Annotated in this window: 14 protein-coding genes; 9 read left to right on the top strand and 5 right to left on the bottom strand. The window is 37.5% G+C overall.

What is annotated here, in order from left to right; genetic code table 11:
• The first annotated feature begins 62 nt into the window (after positions 1 to 62).
• On the top strand, positions 63 to 512 hold the full coding sequence (gene rpiB, locus AC3B6P_RS07335) for a ribose 5-phosphate isomerase B (RefSeq protein WP_489805440.1): 450 nt from the start codon (positions 63 to 65) through the stop codon (positions 510 to 512).
• A gap of 5 nt (positions 513 to 517) precedes the next feature.
• A complete protein-coding gene (locus tag AC3B6P_RS07330; RefSeq protein WP_489805439.1) occupies positions 518 to 1,552 on the top strand; it encodes a sugar-binding transcriptional regulator in 1,035 nt (344 codons plus the stop codon).
• A gap of 77 nt (positions 1,553 to 1,629) precedes the next feature.
• Here the strand turns inward: AC3B6P_RS07330 and AC3B6P_RS07325 are convergent, their stop codons facing one another.
• The 3 genes from AC3B6P_RS07325 to AC3B6P_RS07315 all read right to left on the bottom strand — a co-directional run bounded on the left by AC3B6P_RS07325 (position 1,630) and on the right by AC3B6P_RS07315 (position 4,665).
• Complete coding sequence (locus tag AC3B6P_RS07325) at positions 1,630 to 2,940, bottom strand: MFS transporter (protein WP_489805438.1); 1,311 nt, start codon at positions 2,938 to 2,940, stop codon at positions 1,630 to 1,632.
• A 310-nt stretch (positions 2,941 to 3,250) separates the two neighbouring features.
• A complete protein-coding gene (locus tag AC3B6P_RS07320) occupies positions 3,251 to 4,132 on the bottom strand; it encodes an EamA family transporter (protein ID WP_489805437.1) in 882 nt (293 codons plus the stop codon).
• A gap of 131 nt (positions 4,133 to 4,263) precedes the next feature.
• Positions 4,264 to 4,665, bottom strand: coding sequence for a hypothetical protein (locus AC3B6P_RS07315; RefSeq protein ID WP_489805436.1), 402 nt, complete (start codon positions 4,663 to 4,665; stop codon positions 4,264 to 4,266).
• A gap of 198 nt (positions 4,666 to 4,863) precedes the next feature.
• Here AC3B6P_RS07315 and AC3B6P_RS07310 point away from each other — a divergent pair, with 198 nt between their 5' ends.
• Positions 4,864 to 5,160 carry a hypothetical protein gene (locus tag AC3B6P_RS07310; protein WP_489805435.1) on the top strand — a complete coding sequence of 99 codons (297 nt, stop codon included), beginning with the start codon at positions 4,864 to 4,866 and terminating at the stop codon, positions 5,158 to 5,160.
• Between the two features lie 64 nt (positions 5,161 to 5,224).
• Here the strand turns inward: AC3B6P_RS07310 and AC3B6P_RS07305 are convergent, their stop codons facing one another.
• On the bottom strand, positions 5,225 to 5,890 hold the full coding sequence (locus AC3B6P_RS07305) for a sterol desaturase family protein (RefSeq protein ID WP_489805434.1): 666 nt from the start codon (positions 5,888 to 5,890) through the stop codon (positions 5,225 to 5,227).
• A gap of 159 nt (positions 5,891 to 6,049) precedes the next feature.
• Entirely contained in the window at positions 6,050 to 7,126 is a 1,077-nt protein-coding gene (locus tag AC3B6P_RS07300) for a polysaccharide biosynthesis/export family protein (RefSeq protein ID WP_489805433.1), read from the bottom strand.
• A gap of 390 nt (positions 7,127 to 7,516) precedes the next feature.
• Here AC3B6P_RS07300 and AC3B6P_RS07295 point away from each other — a divergent pair, with 390 nt between their 5' ends.
• The 6 genes from AC3B6P_RS07295 to AC3B6P_RS07270 all read left to right on the top strand — a co-directional run bounded on the left by AC3B6P_RS07295 (position 7,517) and on the right by AC3B6P_RS07270 (position 15,088).
• Positions 7,517 to 8,764 carry a KpsE/RkpR family capsule polysaccharide export protein gene (locus AC3B6P_RS07295; protein ID WP_489805432.1) on the top strand — a complete coding sequence of 416 codons (1,248 nt, stop codon included), beginning with the start codon at positions 7,517 to 7,519 and terminating at the stop codon, positions 8,762 to 8,764.
• On the top strand, positions 8,751 to 9,599 hold the full coding sequence (locus AC3B6P_RS07290) for an ABC transporter permease (protein ID WP_489805431.1): 849 nt from the start codon (positions 8,751 to 8,753) through the stop codon (positions 9,597 to 9,599). The genes AC3B6P_RS07295 and AC3B6P_RS07290 overlap by 14 nt, the downstream gene beginning before the upstream one ends.
• Positions 9,600 to 9,606: 7 nt before the next feature.
• On the top strand, positions 9,607 to 10,263 hold the full coding sequence (locus AC3B6P_RS07285) for an ABC transporter ATP-binding protein (protein ID WP_489805430.1): 657 nt from the start codon (positions 9,607 to 9,609) through the stop codon (positions 10,261 to 10,263).
• 589 nt (positions 10,264 to 10,852) lie between these two features.
• A complete protein-coding gene (locus tag AC3B6P_RS07280) occupies positions 10,853 to 12,466 on the top strand; it encodes a capsular biosynthesis protein (protein ID WP_489805429.1) in 1,614 nt (537 codons plus the stop codon).
• Positions 12,467 to 12,486: 20 nt separating this feature from the next.
• The gene (locus AC3B6P_RS07275; protein WP_489805428.1) at positions 12,487 to 12,717 is read left to right on the top strand and encodes a hypothetical protein; all 231 of its coding nucleotides are present in this window, start codon (positions 12,487 to 12,489) and stop codon (positions 12,715 to 12,717) included.
• Between the two features lie 49 nt (positions 12,718 to 12,766).
• Positions 12,767 to 15,088 (top strand): DUF6492 family protein, encoded by a 2,322-nt coding sequence (locus tag AC3B6P_RS07270; RefSeq protein WP_489805427.1) that lies wholly within the window; start codon positions 12,767 to 12,769, stop codon positions 15,086 to 15,088.
• Positions 15,089 to 15,191 lie beyond the last annotated feature (103 nt).

Below are 15,191 nucleotides of genomic sequence, written 5' to 3'. Positions count from 1 at the left end.
CTAAGTTATCAGACGTTTAACGAGGTACTCTTGTGAGGGTTCTAACGTAAAAGGGTTGAAAAATGAGAATAGCCATTGGATGTGATGAAGCTGCTACCGGTTTAAAGGAGATTATAAAAAAGGAGGTTGAGGCAGCCGGTCATGAAGTAACCGATTATGGCACACATGATAATGAGCCTGTTTTATATCCTGATATTGCTGTGTCTGTTGCCAGAGCGATCATGGATGGCAAGCATGAGCGTGGTATTCTGCTTTGCGGCACGGGGATTGGCATGGCGATTAGCGCAAACAAGGTTCTTGGAATCAGGGCGGCCCAGACGCATGACACATTTTCAGCAGAGCGTGCCATGAAGAGCAATAATGCCCAGATCATCACACTTGGTGCGCGCGTGATCGGTCCAGAACTCGCTAAATTTATTGTGAAAGCTTATCTTTCTTCAGAATTTAGTGGTGGAAATTCCACTCAGAAAGTTGAGCGCATCCAATATTATGAAAAATTGGCGCGTGAGTAAGAGGGGTGGTTTCAGAAGGAACACAGTCTTTTTTTTCCTCTCCTGATGATGATGAAAAGGCAATAGGGGGCGATAAGCGGCGTAACCGGATTGACCTTCAGCCAGATCAATTGACCGAGCTTGCTGCTCTTTATTATCTGGAGCAGGTGACGCAGGAGGAATTGTCCAAACGCTTTGCCCTATCTCGCCCATCCATTAGTAAGTTACTGAAACGTGCCCGAGAAGAAGGGATTGTCGAGATACGTGTTCTGACACGCCCTGAATCAGCGCAGGAGCTTGAGCAGGAATTTCAGAAGCGCTTTGGTCTTTCTCGACTTTTGACAGCCGTTGAACAACGCCAACCAGAGGCGCAACGTCTGGGGGTTGCTGCTTTGATGGCGGATTATCTGGGAAGTATTTTACGTGATAATATGGTGGTTGCCGTTGGAATGGGGCGTAACATTGCCGCCATTGCTGAACAGATTGGCGTAGGCTGTGGGGGGCGCTCTATTACATTTGTATCAGCAATTGGAGGCTCTCCGCGAGCAGGAGATTCCATTAGTTCAGATCATATTTGCCGAAAATTGGCTGCACGTTTTGGTGGTGTGAGTGAGACTTTATATGCTCCGGCCCTGGTCGCGGATGCCGAGTTGCGTCGTGCTCTGATGGAAAATGATGCTGTGCAGAGCACACTTCACCGTGCGCGGCGTGCTGATATTGCCCTGATCGGGATTGGTGATGTTAATGAAGATAGCAACATGGTAAGGATGGGGTGGTTTACACCGCAGGAAATAGCAGAATCAAAGTTGGCTGGAACTGTCGGCGACATGATGGGCTATGATTTTATTACACTGGAAGGTAAACCTGCTAACGTGCCGACTCAGGGGCGTGTTATTGGTCTTTCTTTGGAAGATCTGCGTCGCATTCCCAATGTTGCTGCCATTGCGAGTGAAAGTTCCAAGCTTGTTTCCATCCTAGCAGCTTTAAGGACAGGGACAATTACAACGCTCGCTACGACTGATTCGATTGCCAAAGCTGTATTGAAGCTGGATCGTCTGTAAATTGACGATGAATGCAGTCTTGAAAAGCCACGTCATATTATAAACGTGGCTTTTTGTTCTGTAAAAATGAGTTTCTGTCAGGCTGTTTGCTGAGCTGCTCTTCTCTTGTTGTTATGGGCTGTCTGCATGATATGCCGTGCTTCTGGTGAAATGGTCAGCATCATCGTTAAACCGGCAGAGATCAGATAGAGGATGGCAAAGGCCCAGATTACATAAGTTAGGCTAGAGCCAAACAGAGCACTACAGGCTGTAACAATTGCTGGCCCAAACCATGTGGAAGCTCCAGCCCCAAGTCCTAGCACTGAGAGCGCTGCCGCTTTTTCTTTAGGACAGATTTGTGGCATTAATCCTGAAAGTGGGACAAAAGCTGCTATTGACGCACCATAGAGAACGCCAACGCCGGCTGCGGCCCAGAAATTCCCAGGGAACCATAATGGCACGTAATAGAAGAGTGGAATTGTAATAAAGCCACCAATCCCTCCGAATATGGCGACTATATGACGATAGCCAAAGCGGTGGGCAACCATTCCCGAAACCAGATTAAAAATAATATTGCTTAAAAAAATGATTGAAAGCAGGTTAAGCCAGTCGCCCAGGGAAAAACCCAGATGATCGACAAAAAATGCAGGCATAATTGCCAGAAAGGCATATTCAGACGAGGTGTCAATTGTTCTGACAATGCCTGCAATCAATGTTTTAGGCTCACGCCACATGATAGAGAGGGAGCCGAAAAATATTTGTCTTGTAGGGATATGTGCGGGAAGCAGGCGTTTTTTTCCTGTAGGTTCGTTAGTGAAAAGAAGGGCAATCAATCCTCCGAGAAGAACTAACCCGAGAGAAGACCAGAACGTATTTAATTCACCAATTTCCGGTATGGCATAACGGGCAAATTGTGAGCCTAATGTAGGTAATCCTGCAGAAAATGAAAACCAGAACCAGCCAGCAGCCGAGCCTAGCAAACGCGGCGGTGTTGCCGCTGCAATCCAGACGAGAAATCCATAGGCGAAGAGGGGGTAAGCAAAGCCTCTGAGTGTATAAAATAACATGATGAGTGGTCCATTATTGGGACCAAGGCCAAAGATCAGAAAGCAGCTTTCAATCAGGGTCCATAAAATGAGACCCATCCACATGACCTTCTTAGGACCCCAGAGATCCGATAAAGGGCCGGAAAACCAGGCCGAGATCATGACGGTTACGCCATAAAAGGTGAAAAGCTGGTTCACAAAATTTTGTGAGTGACCATTATGAAGCATATAGGTGTCGAGATAACCAGCTTCGACACCATCACCGATCATGAATAAAAGGAGGCCGATAAAGGCCCATAGAAGAGGGGCGGGGATGCCCAGGCGTTCAATCAGGGCTGTTTTTTCAGTCGTCACGATGGACATTAACTGTCTCTCCAGCAATTAAAGCGCATTTCGGACTTGCAACCTCCCACCTCATTGTGGGACGAAAGTGCAGAATGCGTCGTTACAGGGTCCTACGAGAGTGCTCGAACCCTTTCTTCTTCAGACATGAGATAAACATGAATGGAAACGTTATATATTACGAAAGATTAAGTTTGTAAATATAGTTTTTTAACGAGTAAAAATATTATATTAAAGTAATAATGTAAATATGTAGAATATATTACTATTATAAGTATTTGGTATATTTAAGATTCAATTATATATTTTTTAAAATTATTTAAATGTATTTTTATGTTTTTTTGATGTTGTTTATAGTCAAACTACTCCCAACAGCAGCGAGTGTAATACAAAAAATTGCACTGATTTGCTGGAGGGTCAGATGTTCTCCCAGGATGAAAAATCCTGCCAGTGATCCAATAGCTGGAGAGGTGCTTAAAAAAGTACTAAACAAAGAAGCAGGAAGAAGATGGAGGGCCTTGATCTCAATAGAATAAGGGAGGGCGCTGGAAAGTATCGCAACAATCAATCCCTGAAAGAGGATCCAAGGAAGGAAAAGGCTTGTACCAGCGGAGTGGATACCAATGGGAACGATTAAGAGCGTTGCAATACTCATTCCCCAGGCAGGGGCATCCATGCCCAAACGTGATGAAACCGACTTGCCGAAGAGGACGTATAAAACCCAGCATAAGCCTGCTCCGGCAGCGAACAGGATCCCGATGGGGTCAAGATTGTTTTTTGTATGAACGGGCAGGAGGAACAGAAGCCCGATTATAATAACCCCTATCCAGAAAAAATCTTTTATTGTGCGGGAACCGAAAAGGGAAATCAGGACGGGTCCGGCAACCTCAATTGCGATGGCAAGACCAATCGGAATACGGGAAAAAGCCTGATAAAACATAAGGTTCATAAAACCAAGGCCCGCTCCATAAAAGATCAGGGGGCGCCAGCAGGTTAGAGGAAATCCCCGTTTCCATGGGCGCCTGATCATCAGAAGGATAAAGGCCGCCAGTCCTATGCGTAAAGCAGCAACCCCAGAGGCTCCAACGATTACAAACAGATGTTTAGCGCAACTTGCACCAATATTTTGGATGATGAGTGAACATAGAACTAGTGAAGCTCCTTTGAGCTGGGTTTTTGATGTTGAGTCACTATGATCTATGCCAATCATCATAAACCTGTCTCAGCTGCAAGGAGTGCAAGTTTATCTTTGATTTATCAGGAAATGTCTAGATGTTAAAACAGCCCCTATCCCATATGAAAAGGGGCCATTTATAGTCTGTATCAAGTGCTGTATTATGACGCTTAGTCGTGGTGGAGCACGTGTTTAGACTGAACAGCGACTTCATGTTTTAATGTGTCCCAAGCCATGAAGAGAGGGGACTGCGATTCTGTGCCTAAAATGGCGAAAATAACATCAGGGCTTTTGAAGTCTGGATGCTTTTGTTTGCTTTCACGTTCTTTTTGCGAGAGTAACACTTCAAGTTTTTTAGGCTTTTCGATTTTACCAGCCCGAAAAGCAACTTCTGCTTTGCTGGATAAAAAATCAGCTTCAATGATTTCACGGAGCTTGGCGTCAATTTTTTCACGGATAGAAGCAGCGTTCTCATGAAACCAGCGTGAGACTTTATCATCGTTATTTTTACGGACTTTCTCGAGTGCGTCTTTAACTTCCTGATAAAAAGGGTCTGTAATTTTGTCAGCCACGGAGTTTATCCTCATAATTCTGAACAATTCTAATAGGTTATCATGTATTTATTTAAAAGAAAGATAAATATTTTCGAATCTAAGAAATGTGGATATATGATAAAATCTTATTATATACACAATCAGAATGCTGTATTTTTCCTTACGAGTTAGCTATATACCATTAAGTATTTTTCAACTGTGGAGTAATTATAAAAAATGTCTGCAATGAAATATAACAGAGATGCTTTAGCTAAAGCTTATGATCCCGCTTATGCCGTGCCTAATTCACAATTTGGGAAAATTATGAGCGCTTTGGAAGCAGTAGGAGATGGTGCAGTATTCGCTCATGCAGTCGTTGGTATGATTTTCCCGAATTTAAGGCTGACTGAAATTCAGAACTGGCACATTGATGCTGCAAGAGATCTTCTTGAAATCCTGGGTTTCGCTCCAGTTACCAAACACGCTCACCAATATAAACGTAGAGTGGATTATAAATACTGGCTGAAGAAGTGATTATCATTAACATAGCGACCTTCTCTTAAGGAGTGGGTTGCTATGTTAATTGTATAAATATATTTTACTTATATTTTGTCTTGAATAAAATATCCATCCAGGGAAATGAGATAGCGTAGTTGTGCTCTTCATTTCCATAATGATGTAATAAATGATGGCGTTTCAAAAGTGATAGAGGAAAGACCTTCATTTTAAAATTATGGGTGGCGTAATGAATTGTGTCATAGCATACATAACCAGTGAAGAAGCCGCAAAATAAAATACTTCCTAATCCTATACCTAAAATAGAAATACTAAGGCCCCATAGCAACATTCCCGTTGGTAGAGTGACGATAAGAGGCATTAACGTCCGGTAAGGATGGTTGGGTTGTATGTGGTGGTTGCCATGGAAAATATAAACAAGTCTCTGAATACGAGGTTTCTCACTAGCAAAGTGGAAGATGAAGCGGTGCATTACGTATTCTGTCAGAAGCCATATAGGAATTCCTAGGGTAAAATATATACACATAGAAGATAATGATTTTTTGTAACATATAGATACAGCTAAAATAATAACCTCAAAGATAAAAGAAAATATAAGAAATGTTCTAAACGAAATTAAGGTAAAGGCCTCCTGCCAATTTTTCTGAAAAATTCTGACAGGAGGCTGTTGACCGGAAATTCTATGATGTGGCGCTGTAGGCTGTGTAGGATCAGATGTTCTTATAAGCCGTGAAGGTGAATCAAGCATAACAGCAACGCGCCTTAAGGAGTTAGCTACAAAGTAATGAGGATAATTTCTCAGAGTACTGCGTAACTGCTAGTGCTCTCTGATATCTTATGCTTCAAAAGAGAGCATTATTATCCCTTGCTATTGGATTTAATTGAGCACAGAAATCAAACATAGGCATTACCGGACTCCATAAAGACCAATGGTTGCTGCTTGCCCCATAAATGTTCCGATCAGCATGTCAATTTTATAAATAGCATCCGTAGCAGCATCTGCGATCAGGATGACATCATGATCCTTCATAGGGACTTTTTGTGCAAGAAAATATTGGGTAGGATTCAACATATCAATTTCATAGACAACAGGGGCATTGCGTGCCCCCTGTTTTACAGGAACGCCGAGTCGTTTACATATATCAGCATCTTCGTAACGAATTAGATAAACAGCATTCCCATCTGCCCGGTTATCAGCGGGGCCGCCAATTCGGGAAAGAGCACTAGCAAGCGTTAAATTTGCTGTACTAAATTTAACCTCATTGCGTTGTTGAGTCTGTCCTACAGCACCAAATGCGGTAAATGTCCGGGGTTGATAGATGACACGAATACGGTCTCCTGGATCGGCACGGATATCTTCTTCAGGGTGGTTTTCTAACGTAGCCAAGTCAGTTGCGGCTATCTTGCCATTGCGGACTAGTTCGACCTGGGAATCTTTCGGGGGATATTTTGCACCACCAGCGATAGCAATAACATCAGAAAGATTCTCATCAGCTAAGGAAAGAACAACGCGTCCTGGTCGATTAATCTCTCCAGAAACAATTACGGTGTTTCCAATGTCATTTTGAATACGTACCATGACCTGTGGATCTTGAGACTTTCCTTTGAGATTATTTTGGATGAGGGTCGCTACTTGGTTTGGCGTCTTACCAAGTACATTAAGGCGCCCTACATAAGGTACCATTATGCTACCATCACCTTCGACCTGTGTTGGAGGAAGATTTTGAGCAGTAATACGCGGGGTCCCACCTAGTGCACCACCACCACTTACGTTAGTGCCGCTGATACTTCTGTCTGATGCCGAGAACAAGCCATTTCCTAGTTCGAAAATGGTAATTCCCAGAATATCTCCTGCTCCAATACGGTCGTTTAGTGTTGTTCTGAGATTTTTTTTATCTAGCGTTGAAATCATTGGTTTTATTTCGGACGCAAGAATATCAGCTATCTCAGGAGTTAGTGCAAATAATTTATAATCTATAGCCATTCTATTATGCTTTGATTTAGTATAATTATGCACCTGTTTTTGTGTTGGACTGGAGCGAGGAACCCAGCTACAGCCCGCCATTAAAAGAGCTGTGAGTGTAAAAGCGCTTTTCAGTATAATTTTAGATGTAACCATCTCACGAGAATCATTTTTTCTATGAGAAAAAGAGTCAAACATCACTTTATCCTGTTATGTGCTAACTTTAATTTAGCGATTTTCGTATATATCTTTCTAATGAAAAGCAAGTTTTATAGAGAGAGATTTTGACTTTAAAATTCCACAAATAGGTTAATAAAAGACTATCTTGCAAGAAATATTTCACCTTGATAAGACCATGTCTAGCAAAGTAGAAAGATAATTCTACAGCCTAGGGAGCATAAGGAGCATAGTTTGGAACACTTCTCTCCAAAATATAATGAACAACAGGAATTAAGGGACTCTTCTAACGGAAGTGAAAATCATGTTTTCCCTGAAAGGAATATGAGAGGATATTCTCAATTTTATAATATTTTAAGCAAGTATCTTTTAAAGATAACGCAATGGTTGCGTCGTCAATGGATATTCTCGCTTGTCGTGTTGTTACCCACTTTTGTTGTAGCCTTTTATCTTTGGGTTATTGCTGCACCACAATATATATCAGAGACTCATTTCCTGGTACGCGGAAAATCTCCTGGTAATGCATCCATAGGTGGCCTAAGTAGTTTGTTAGAATCAAGTCACGGTGGAAGTCTTGATACATATGCTGTGCAGGATTACATGAAATCCCGTGATGCTTTGCATATGCTTGAACAAAAAGTTAATATAAAAAATATTTATAATCGTCCCTACGCTGATTTTTTTGCACATTTTCCGTCTATTTTTACCAGAAAAGATTTTGAAAGTTTTTATAAATATTATCAACGCCATGTGAAGGCCCAGATTGACGAAGAAACAGGTATTTCACATCTTAAAGTGCGTACATTTTCTGCTCATGATTCACAACGTGTCGCCCAGGCGTTATTGGATGCAGGTGAGAGGCTTGTCAATGACATAAATGACAGACAACGTTATAATACCTTGCATGCCGCTAAAGCTGAATTAGATGCTAGTCTGAAGGATTTGCATGATACGGAAATGCAATTAGCTGCCTATCGCTATGAAAATGCCATTATTGATCCAATGAAACAGGCAATCCCAATGGTCGGGACGGCTTTGTCATTAGAGACAACATTGTCAATGATGCAGGAGGAAAAGAAACAGCTTGATAGCTCTGCGCCTCATAGTCCTTTGAGAAAAGTTTATGCTCAGAGGATTGCTTCTATTCAAGCTCAAATTCAACAGGCGCATGCGCATATAACTGGAAAAGATGGAAATTCAAACTCCCTGGTACCGAAATTGCTTGGATATGATGAGCTTGAGGTAAAACGCACTATCCTTGAAAGGCGGCTTGCCGCTGAGACGACGGCTCTTGAGATGGCTAAAGCGCAAGCAGATAGACAAATGCTATATGTAACGGTCGTAGCGAAACCAAGTTTGCCCGATTATCCAGAATACCCATATGATACGATTTTCATAATTATTACTTTTTCCACGATGCTGATAGTTTATGCAACTGGCGCTCTTTTAGTTTCAGGGGCACGTGAACATGCGCTCCAATGATAATGGTATTATGAAGCACAAACATCATAGATACAATGCTTCGCGGCATGTTGATCCAACGTTACACCAGGCTGTCATAACGCAGATACGCGTGATTCATGCTCTTATTATGCGCGAAATACATACGCGATATGGGCGAGAAAATATCGGATTTTTATGGGTCATAGGTGAGCCAATTTTGTTTTGCGCTGGTGTTGCTATTGTGTGGACGGCAATACGACCTTCGCATGAACACGGCTTGCAAATGACAGCAATGGTTGTAACGGGCTATATTCCTTTAACCATGTGGCGGCATGTTATGATGCGATCAGCAATGGCTTATTCAGTTAATTCAAGTCTTTTGTACCATAGGCTGGTGACTCCTTTTGATATTGTGATTGCACGTTCTACCTTGGAAATTTTTGGAACTTTATTGGCTGGATTCCTTGTGGTTTTTGGTTCAGTATCTTTGGGGTATATGCGTACACCAGAAAATTGGGGACTGGTTTACGCTGGAATGGGTTTTGTAATATATTTTTGTTATGGTTGGGGGTTATTACTCGCAGCAGGAACTGAGCGTTCAGAGTTTCTTGAAAAGGCACTTTCTATTTTCTCGTATTTATCCCTTCCTTTGACGGGAGCCTTTGCAATGACGGACTGGCTACCACCAAGGTATAGGTTTATTTTAGAAGCTTCTCCTTTGGCAAATGCCATTGAGATGATAAGAGGAGGAGAGTTTGGAATACAGGTCGTTCCACATTATTCTATAGAGTATTTGTTTTCATTTTGTACGATACAATTAACTTTGGGTTTGTATTGTTCTAAAAAAATTCGCCCTTATATTAAGATGGGGTAAAGTATTTATGTCAGAAACATTGCAATGCATTAATTTAAGTAAAACATTTCACGTTAATAAAGAAAAACATCTGATTCTTGATAGCGTAAATTTAACAGTTAATAAAGGAGATAAGTTAGGTATATTAGGAAGAAATGGTGCAGGAAAATCAACACTTATCAAGCTTATTGGGGGCGTTGAGTATCCTACATCCGGTAAAATTGTTAGAGGTATGACAGTTTCATGGCCTTTAGCGTTTGGTGGTGCCTTTCAAGGTAGTCTTTCAGGTCATGATAACCTGCGGTTTGTTTGTAGAGTTTATGACTTGGATTATAAAGAAACATTAGACTATGTCGAAGGATTTGCTCAATTAGGGAAACAATTTTATCATCCCGTTAAAACTTATTCATCGGGCATGCATGCGCGTCTTGCATTTGCCTTGTCATTGGCAATAGAGTTTGATTGTTATTTAATAGATGAAGTAATTATGGTTGGTGATGCACGATTTGCTGCGCGTTGTGAGGATGAGTTATTTGGCAAAAGAGCAGATAGAACTTTAATTATTGTCTCACATAGTATGGAATTTATTAGAAATACATGTAACAGATCTATTTTGATACATGATAAGAAAATACATGAATGTTCTTCTGTTGAAGAGGGTATTGATCGTTATCATAATTTATAAAGGTTTTATTAATCCCATCACTAAGATTCGTTAATAGAAATATTGTAAGATATGATTGTAGATGGATTATATATGAAATTTATTATTATTGATTTAGATAACACAGTGACGATACATAAATTTAAGCGATAGTTATTCTGCAAAAGAAGTCAATCCTGTGACTGTTCAGCGTTTAATGGAATATAAAAATCAAGGTTTTAAAATTGCGATTCATACTTTCCAGAATATGGAAATTTATGATGGTAATATAGGCAAATTTAACGTGTACACTTTACCTAGTATTATTCATTAGATCGATAAACATAATATACCTTACTTTGTAATCATCATCGAATTAAAAAACACAGAATTGTAACTAGATGACGAGAACAAAAATATTTTTTTAATACCCGAAGTTATACCAATAAATCATATAGTTATTGATGGCAAAATTTATATCTGCAAGCAGTAGTTTGGTAGAGAAAGATTTTATGTTGATGATAGAGTTGTACGACTTTCTGAATTTGAAAAGCTTTCTGCTATGAAAATTAACGATTTATTAAATAAAGGAAGATAATAATGGCTCGTTAGATAAAGGAAGATAAGTTTGATGTCCTCACTTAATTTGATTATGTCAGGCGCTTATGTAGGACAGGAGCTTACCGCTGAATTTGGTATGCTTCCTCCAGCATTCTTACCTGTTGGTGTTGGGCGGCTTTATGATTTGCAGATTGAGTTATATAAAAAAATATTAGATTCTAATGAAAAAATTTACCTAACATTGCCAGAATCTTTTGAAGCGTCTCAATATGATCTAAATATATTACGCGAAAAAAATGTGTCTTTGCTATTTGTCCCAGACGATAAAACCCTAGGTGAAGCAATTATCTATGCCGTAAACATGCTAACTAATAGGAGTGTGTCAGTACGAATTTTAAATGGCGACACTATGTTTGATGAATTGCCTGTCAATATGGATTGTGTCATTACAGACGTAGATTTCGATGATTATGCTTGGGCTGGTGTTAAGCACAAAGACGGTAACGTAGAGAGTTTCTTTCAAACAAAACCTTCATCAGAAGAAGCTGTTACATCACTTGTTGCATGCGGTTTTTTTAGTTTTTCCGATTCTATTTCTTTAATACGTTGCCTCATTATATCAAAGTACGATTTTGTTAATGCTTTAAATTTATATAATGATATTAATAAAATGTTAATAATTATGGTTAGCCGTTGGTATGACTTTGGGCATTTGCAAAATTATTTTCGTTCTCGTCGTCTGGTTACAACGGTGCGTTCTTTTAATTCGATGAAGATTACAAAATTTACTGTTGAGAAATCTTCATCGGACCATTTTAAGATGAATGCTGAGGTACACTGGTTAGAAAATATACCTAATAGTTTACAACCTTATAGTGTTCGTGTCTTTGATCACGGTGTTACTGATGATTGTTCTAAAACTTGCTACTCAACAGACTATCAATACGCGCCTAATTTAGCGGAGCTTTTTGTATTTTCTAAAGTTGGGCGTTTAACATGGAAGAAAATATTAGAATCGTGTGTTGATTTTCTAAAAATATGTGCAAAATATAAGGGAAATAAGAATAGAGATTATTATTTATCTAAATTAGTTGATGAAAAAACTAATGAACGAATAAATCAATATATTAAATACTCTGATTTTAACATTGATCATTCATTGAGATTTAATGGTATTCTATTGCCCAGCATGCGAGAAATTATTAAAAAATTACAAAGTTACGTAACTACCGATAATGATATCATTTCAACGGTTATGCATGGGGATTTTTGTTTTAGCAATATTTTATATAATTCAAGGAATCAACGTATTTCTGTAATTGATCCAAGAGGATATGTTTTTGCATCTAATGCTGAAATATATGGAGATCTACGATACGATATTGCTAAGCTCTCACATTCTATTAATGGGTTTTACGATTTAATTATTGCTGGGCGTTATGTTTTACACAATTCTTCACCCTATGATATGAATCTTACATTTGAGCCTGCGCCAATTCGGGATTGGTTAAAGCATGAATTTTCGAAAATTAATATTGCTGGTATAAATGTATCAAGCAATGAGATACAGGCTATTACTGCTTTACTATTTATATCTATGTTGCCACTACATGCGGACCGTCCAGATAGACAAAAAGCTTTTCTTGCAAATGCCATTAGACTTTATGCAGAAATAAAAGGTTAAATCTTATGATAGTAATACCGATGGCTGGTCTTTCTAGTCGTTTCGCGAAAGCTTGTTATGATAAACCAAAATATATGTTACCCTTAGCGGGACATTCTGTTTTTCGGCGCTCAATTATGAGCTTCTCTCATTATTTTAAGAAAGAAAAATTTCTTTTTATTGCAAGGGATGTTCAAAATACAATTCAGTTTATAGAAAATGAAATTCGAAAATTAGGAATTATTGATTATAAAATTATCAATTTTGACTAGATGATATCCTGTGGTATTATGTAAAAAAATGGAAAAGTGAGACAAAATAATGCTTAATGATCATATTACTATAATAACTCCAAGCTATGAAAAACATGTTGAGCAATATTTTGATATGCTTGAGAGTATTAAAAAATATTGTATAGATTTTGATGTTATAGAATTTGTTGTTATTGTTGAGCGGAATAATTATGAATTATTTAAGAAAAAATTTAATGATAAAAATATAAAGAATTTTAGGATTATTGAAACAGAGACAATTTTATCCGATTTTAATGTTAACGAACAACCTTCAGCCTTTTTAAAGCGTGTTGGGAAATTTACTTTTCAAACAGTTAAAAAACTAGGAGTATTTAAGTATATAAAGACAGATTGGTCTATAGTTCTTGATAGTGAAGGACTTTTCTTAAAAGAATTTTCTATAAAGAACGTTTTAAAAGATTATCTGGGATGTAAATATGTCATATATACTGATACCAAACCTCGTGGTGATTTGTGGTTAAACTCATTAGCACATCAAGTTAATAAAAATACTACCCAAGTATTACAATTTGATATTTCCTCTCGTTGGTTTATGGAATGTTTTCATTGGTTTTATGAAACAAAAAAAGTAAATGAATTGTTGAAACAATGTAAAAAATCTATCTTTTATTCCTATGTCATAGGAAAAAGAAAAAATTATAAGAGTTTTTTATATGAAGGAAGACATGTAGATTTTTTTGAAAATATTTTATATTATGGGTTTTTATGGAAAAACTATAGTAATGAGTATACATTCTATAATTTAAAAGATGAGCTTGATAAATTACTTCCTAAAAAAATCGCCGGACGCTTCATTTTAAATGAGCTTCCATTTTCTCTTTTTGGGAACGATTACCTATTAAATATAGTTACACCAGATGAGGTCAAAGAATTAACGCCGTTTTTAAAGAAATTTAAATTACCTTTTTTACGATTAGAACCTCCTTTTTTTAGTTCACAGTATTTCACCCAATTAAAAGATCTACCATATTTGATTGCAACGATTTCCTCGCATCATGCAAACTGGTTAAGGAAGAAAATTGCAGTATGTATATCTGGAGAATTTAGGCACATAATTCACCGCGTTCCTGAACAGCAGGTAAGGATGATTAAATCTTTTTTATCTGGTGTTGAATGTGATATTTTTATTCATGGTTGGCGTTCTACTTCTGAGGCATTAATTATTAATGAGTTAAAACCGAAAAAATATCTTTTTGAAGAACGAAAAGATTTTTCGGAATTAGTCTATATGATAACCTATAAGGAACCAAACATTAAGCCGGGACGTGATAATGGATCATTGTCTATGTTTTATAGTTTAGAGAAGACTTTCAAACTTCTTGAAGATAATATTGATGATTACGATTTTGTAGTAAGAATTAGACCCGATATTTATCCTGATATTTCATTAAAAGAGATATTAGTGAAAATAACGGATATTGGTGATTATATAAATAACTCTATATATGTGCCCCAAAATTTTCATTCAAAAGGCATAAATGATCAGATAGCTATTGGTCACGTGTCATCTATGAAAATATATTTTTCTACTTTTTCATTTATTAAAGAAAATATTAGAACTCTTTTCTTTAACCCAGAATATATCTTGTTAAAGAATATATTAACAAATAATATTAAACCTGTTTTAGTCGATATTCCTTATGCGCTAATGCGTGAACTTCCCATGCGCATTAGAGAGATTAATAGAGTCTTAGATCATCAAGAACATGTATGGTGGTCTAAGACTGATAATTTACCAGTTGCATGCGATTTAACAGAATATTTTCTTGAGAAAGAAAAATCTATGGAAACAATAATGCTCGAAAATTTTCCTAATGTTTGTTTTATATTATATAAAAAAAATTTTTTCAGCCAGAGTTGGCTAGAAATCGTTATTGATGATAACAATCCATCTGTTACTGTAAATCAGTTTAAGAAAAATTTTTTTGTATGGAGTGCAATTCCTTTTACATTTGAGGGAGTGTTTAATTATTATCATGATGCGAAAAAATTTTTCTTTAAACAAGATGACAACTATGTGATTTCTTTTTGGGGAAAAAGCAATAAATTTGTTAATAAAAAATTAATTGTCAAAGAAAGTAATTTAACTGGAATCCCACCTTTATCACAACGAAATAAAGATCACGCTTGGAAGAAATATTCTGAGTCTAACATATTTATGAGTAATTCGGTTTATTTCAAACCATTAATATGTAAAATTATTTTTTATTTACTTTTAAAAATCAACGATAACAATAGAAAAAGAAAACTCATTAATGACCCGGTAAATTTTTTCCGTGATTCTAGGTTTGGATTATTAAGAAAATTTGGCGAATTTTATTTTAAATAGAGATAATAATTCCTTTCTTGGTAATTTTACCATCCATATTTATAAGTTCTGTAAACTTTACTTATTTTAATTTTGAGTGATTTTAAATAAAGAATTTAACGAT

This window comes from Aristophania sp. ESL1142, from assembly GCF_058107345.1.
Note: the sequence above shows the minus strand (reverse complement) of the source record. Positions and strands in the feature narration are given on the sequence as shown.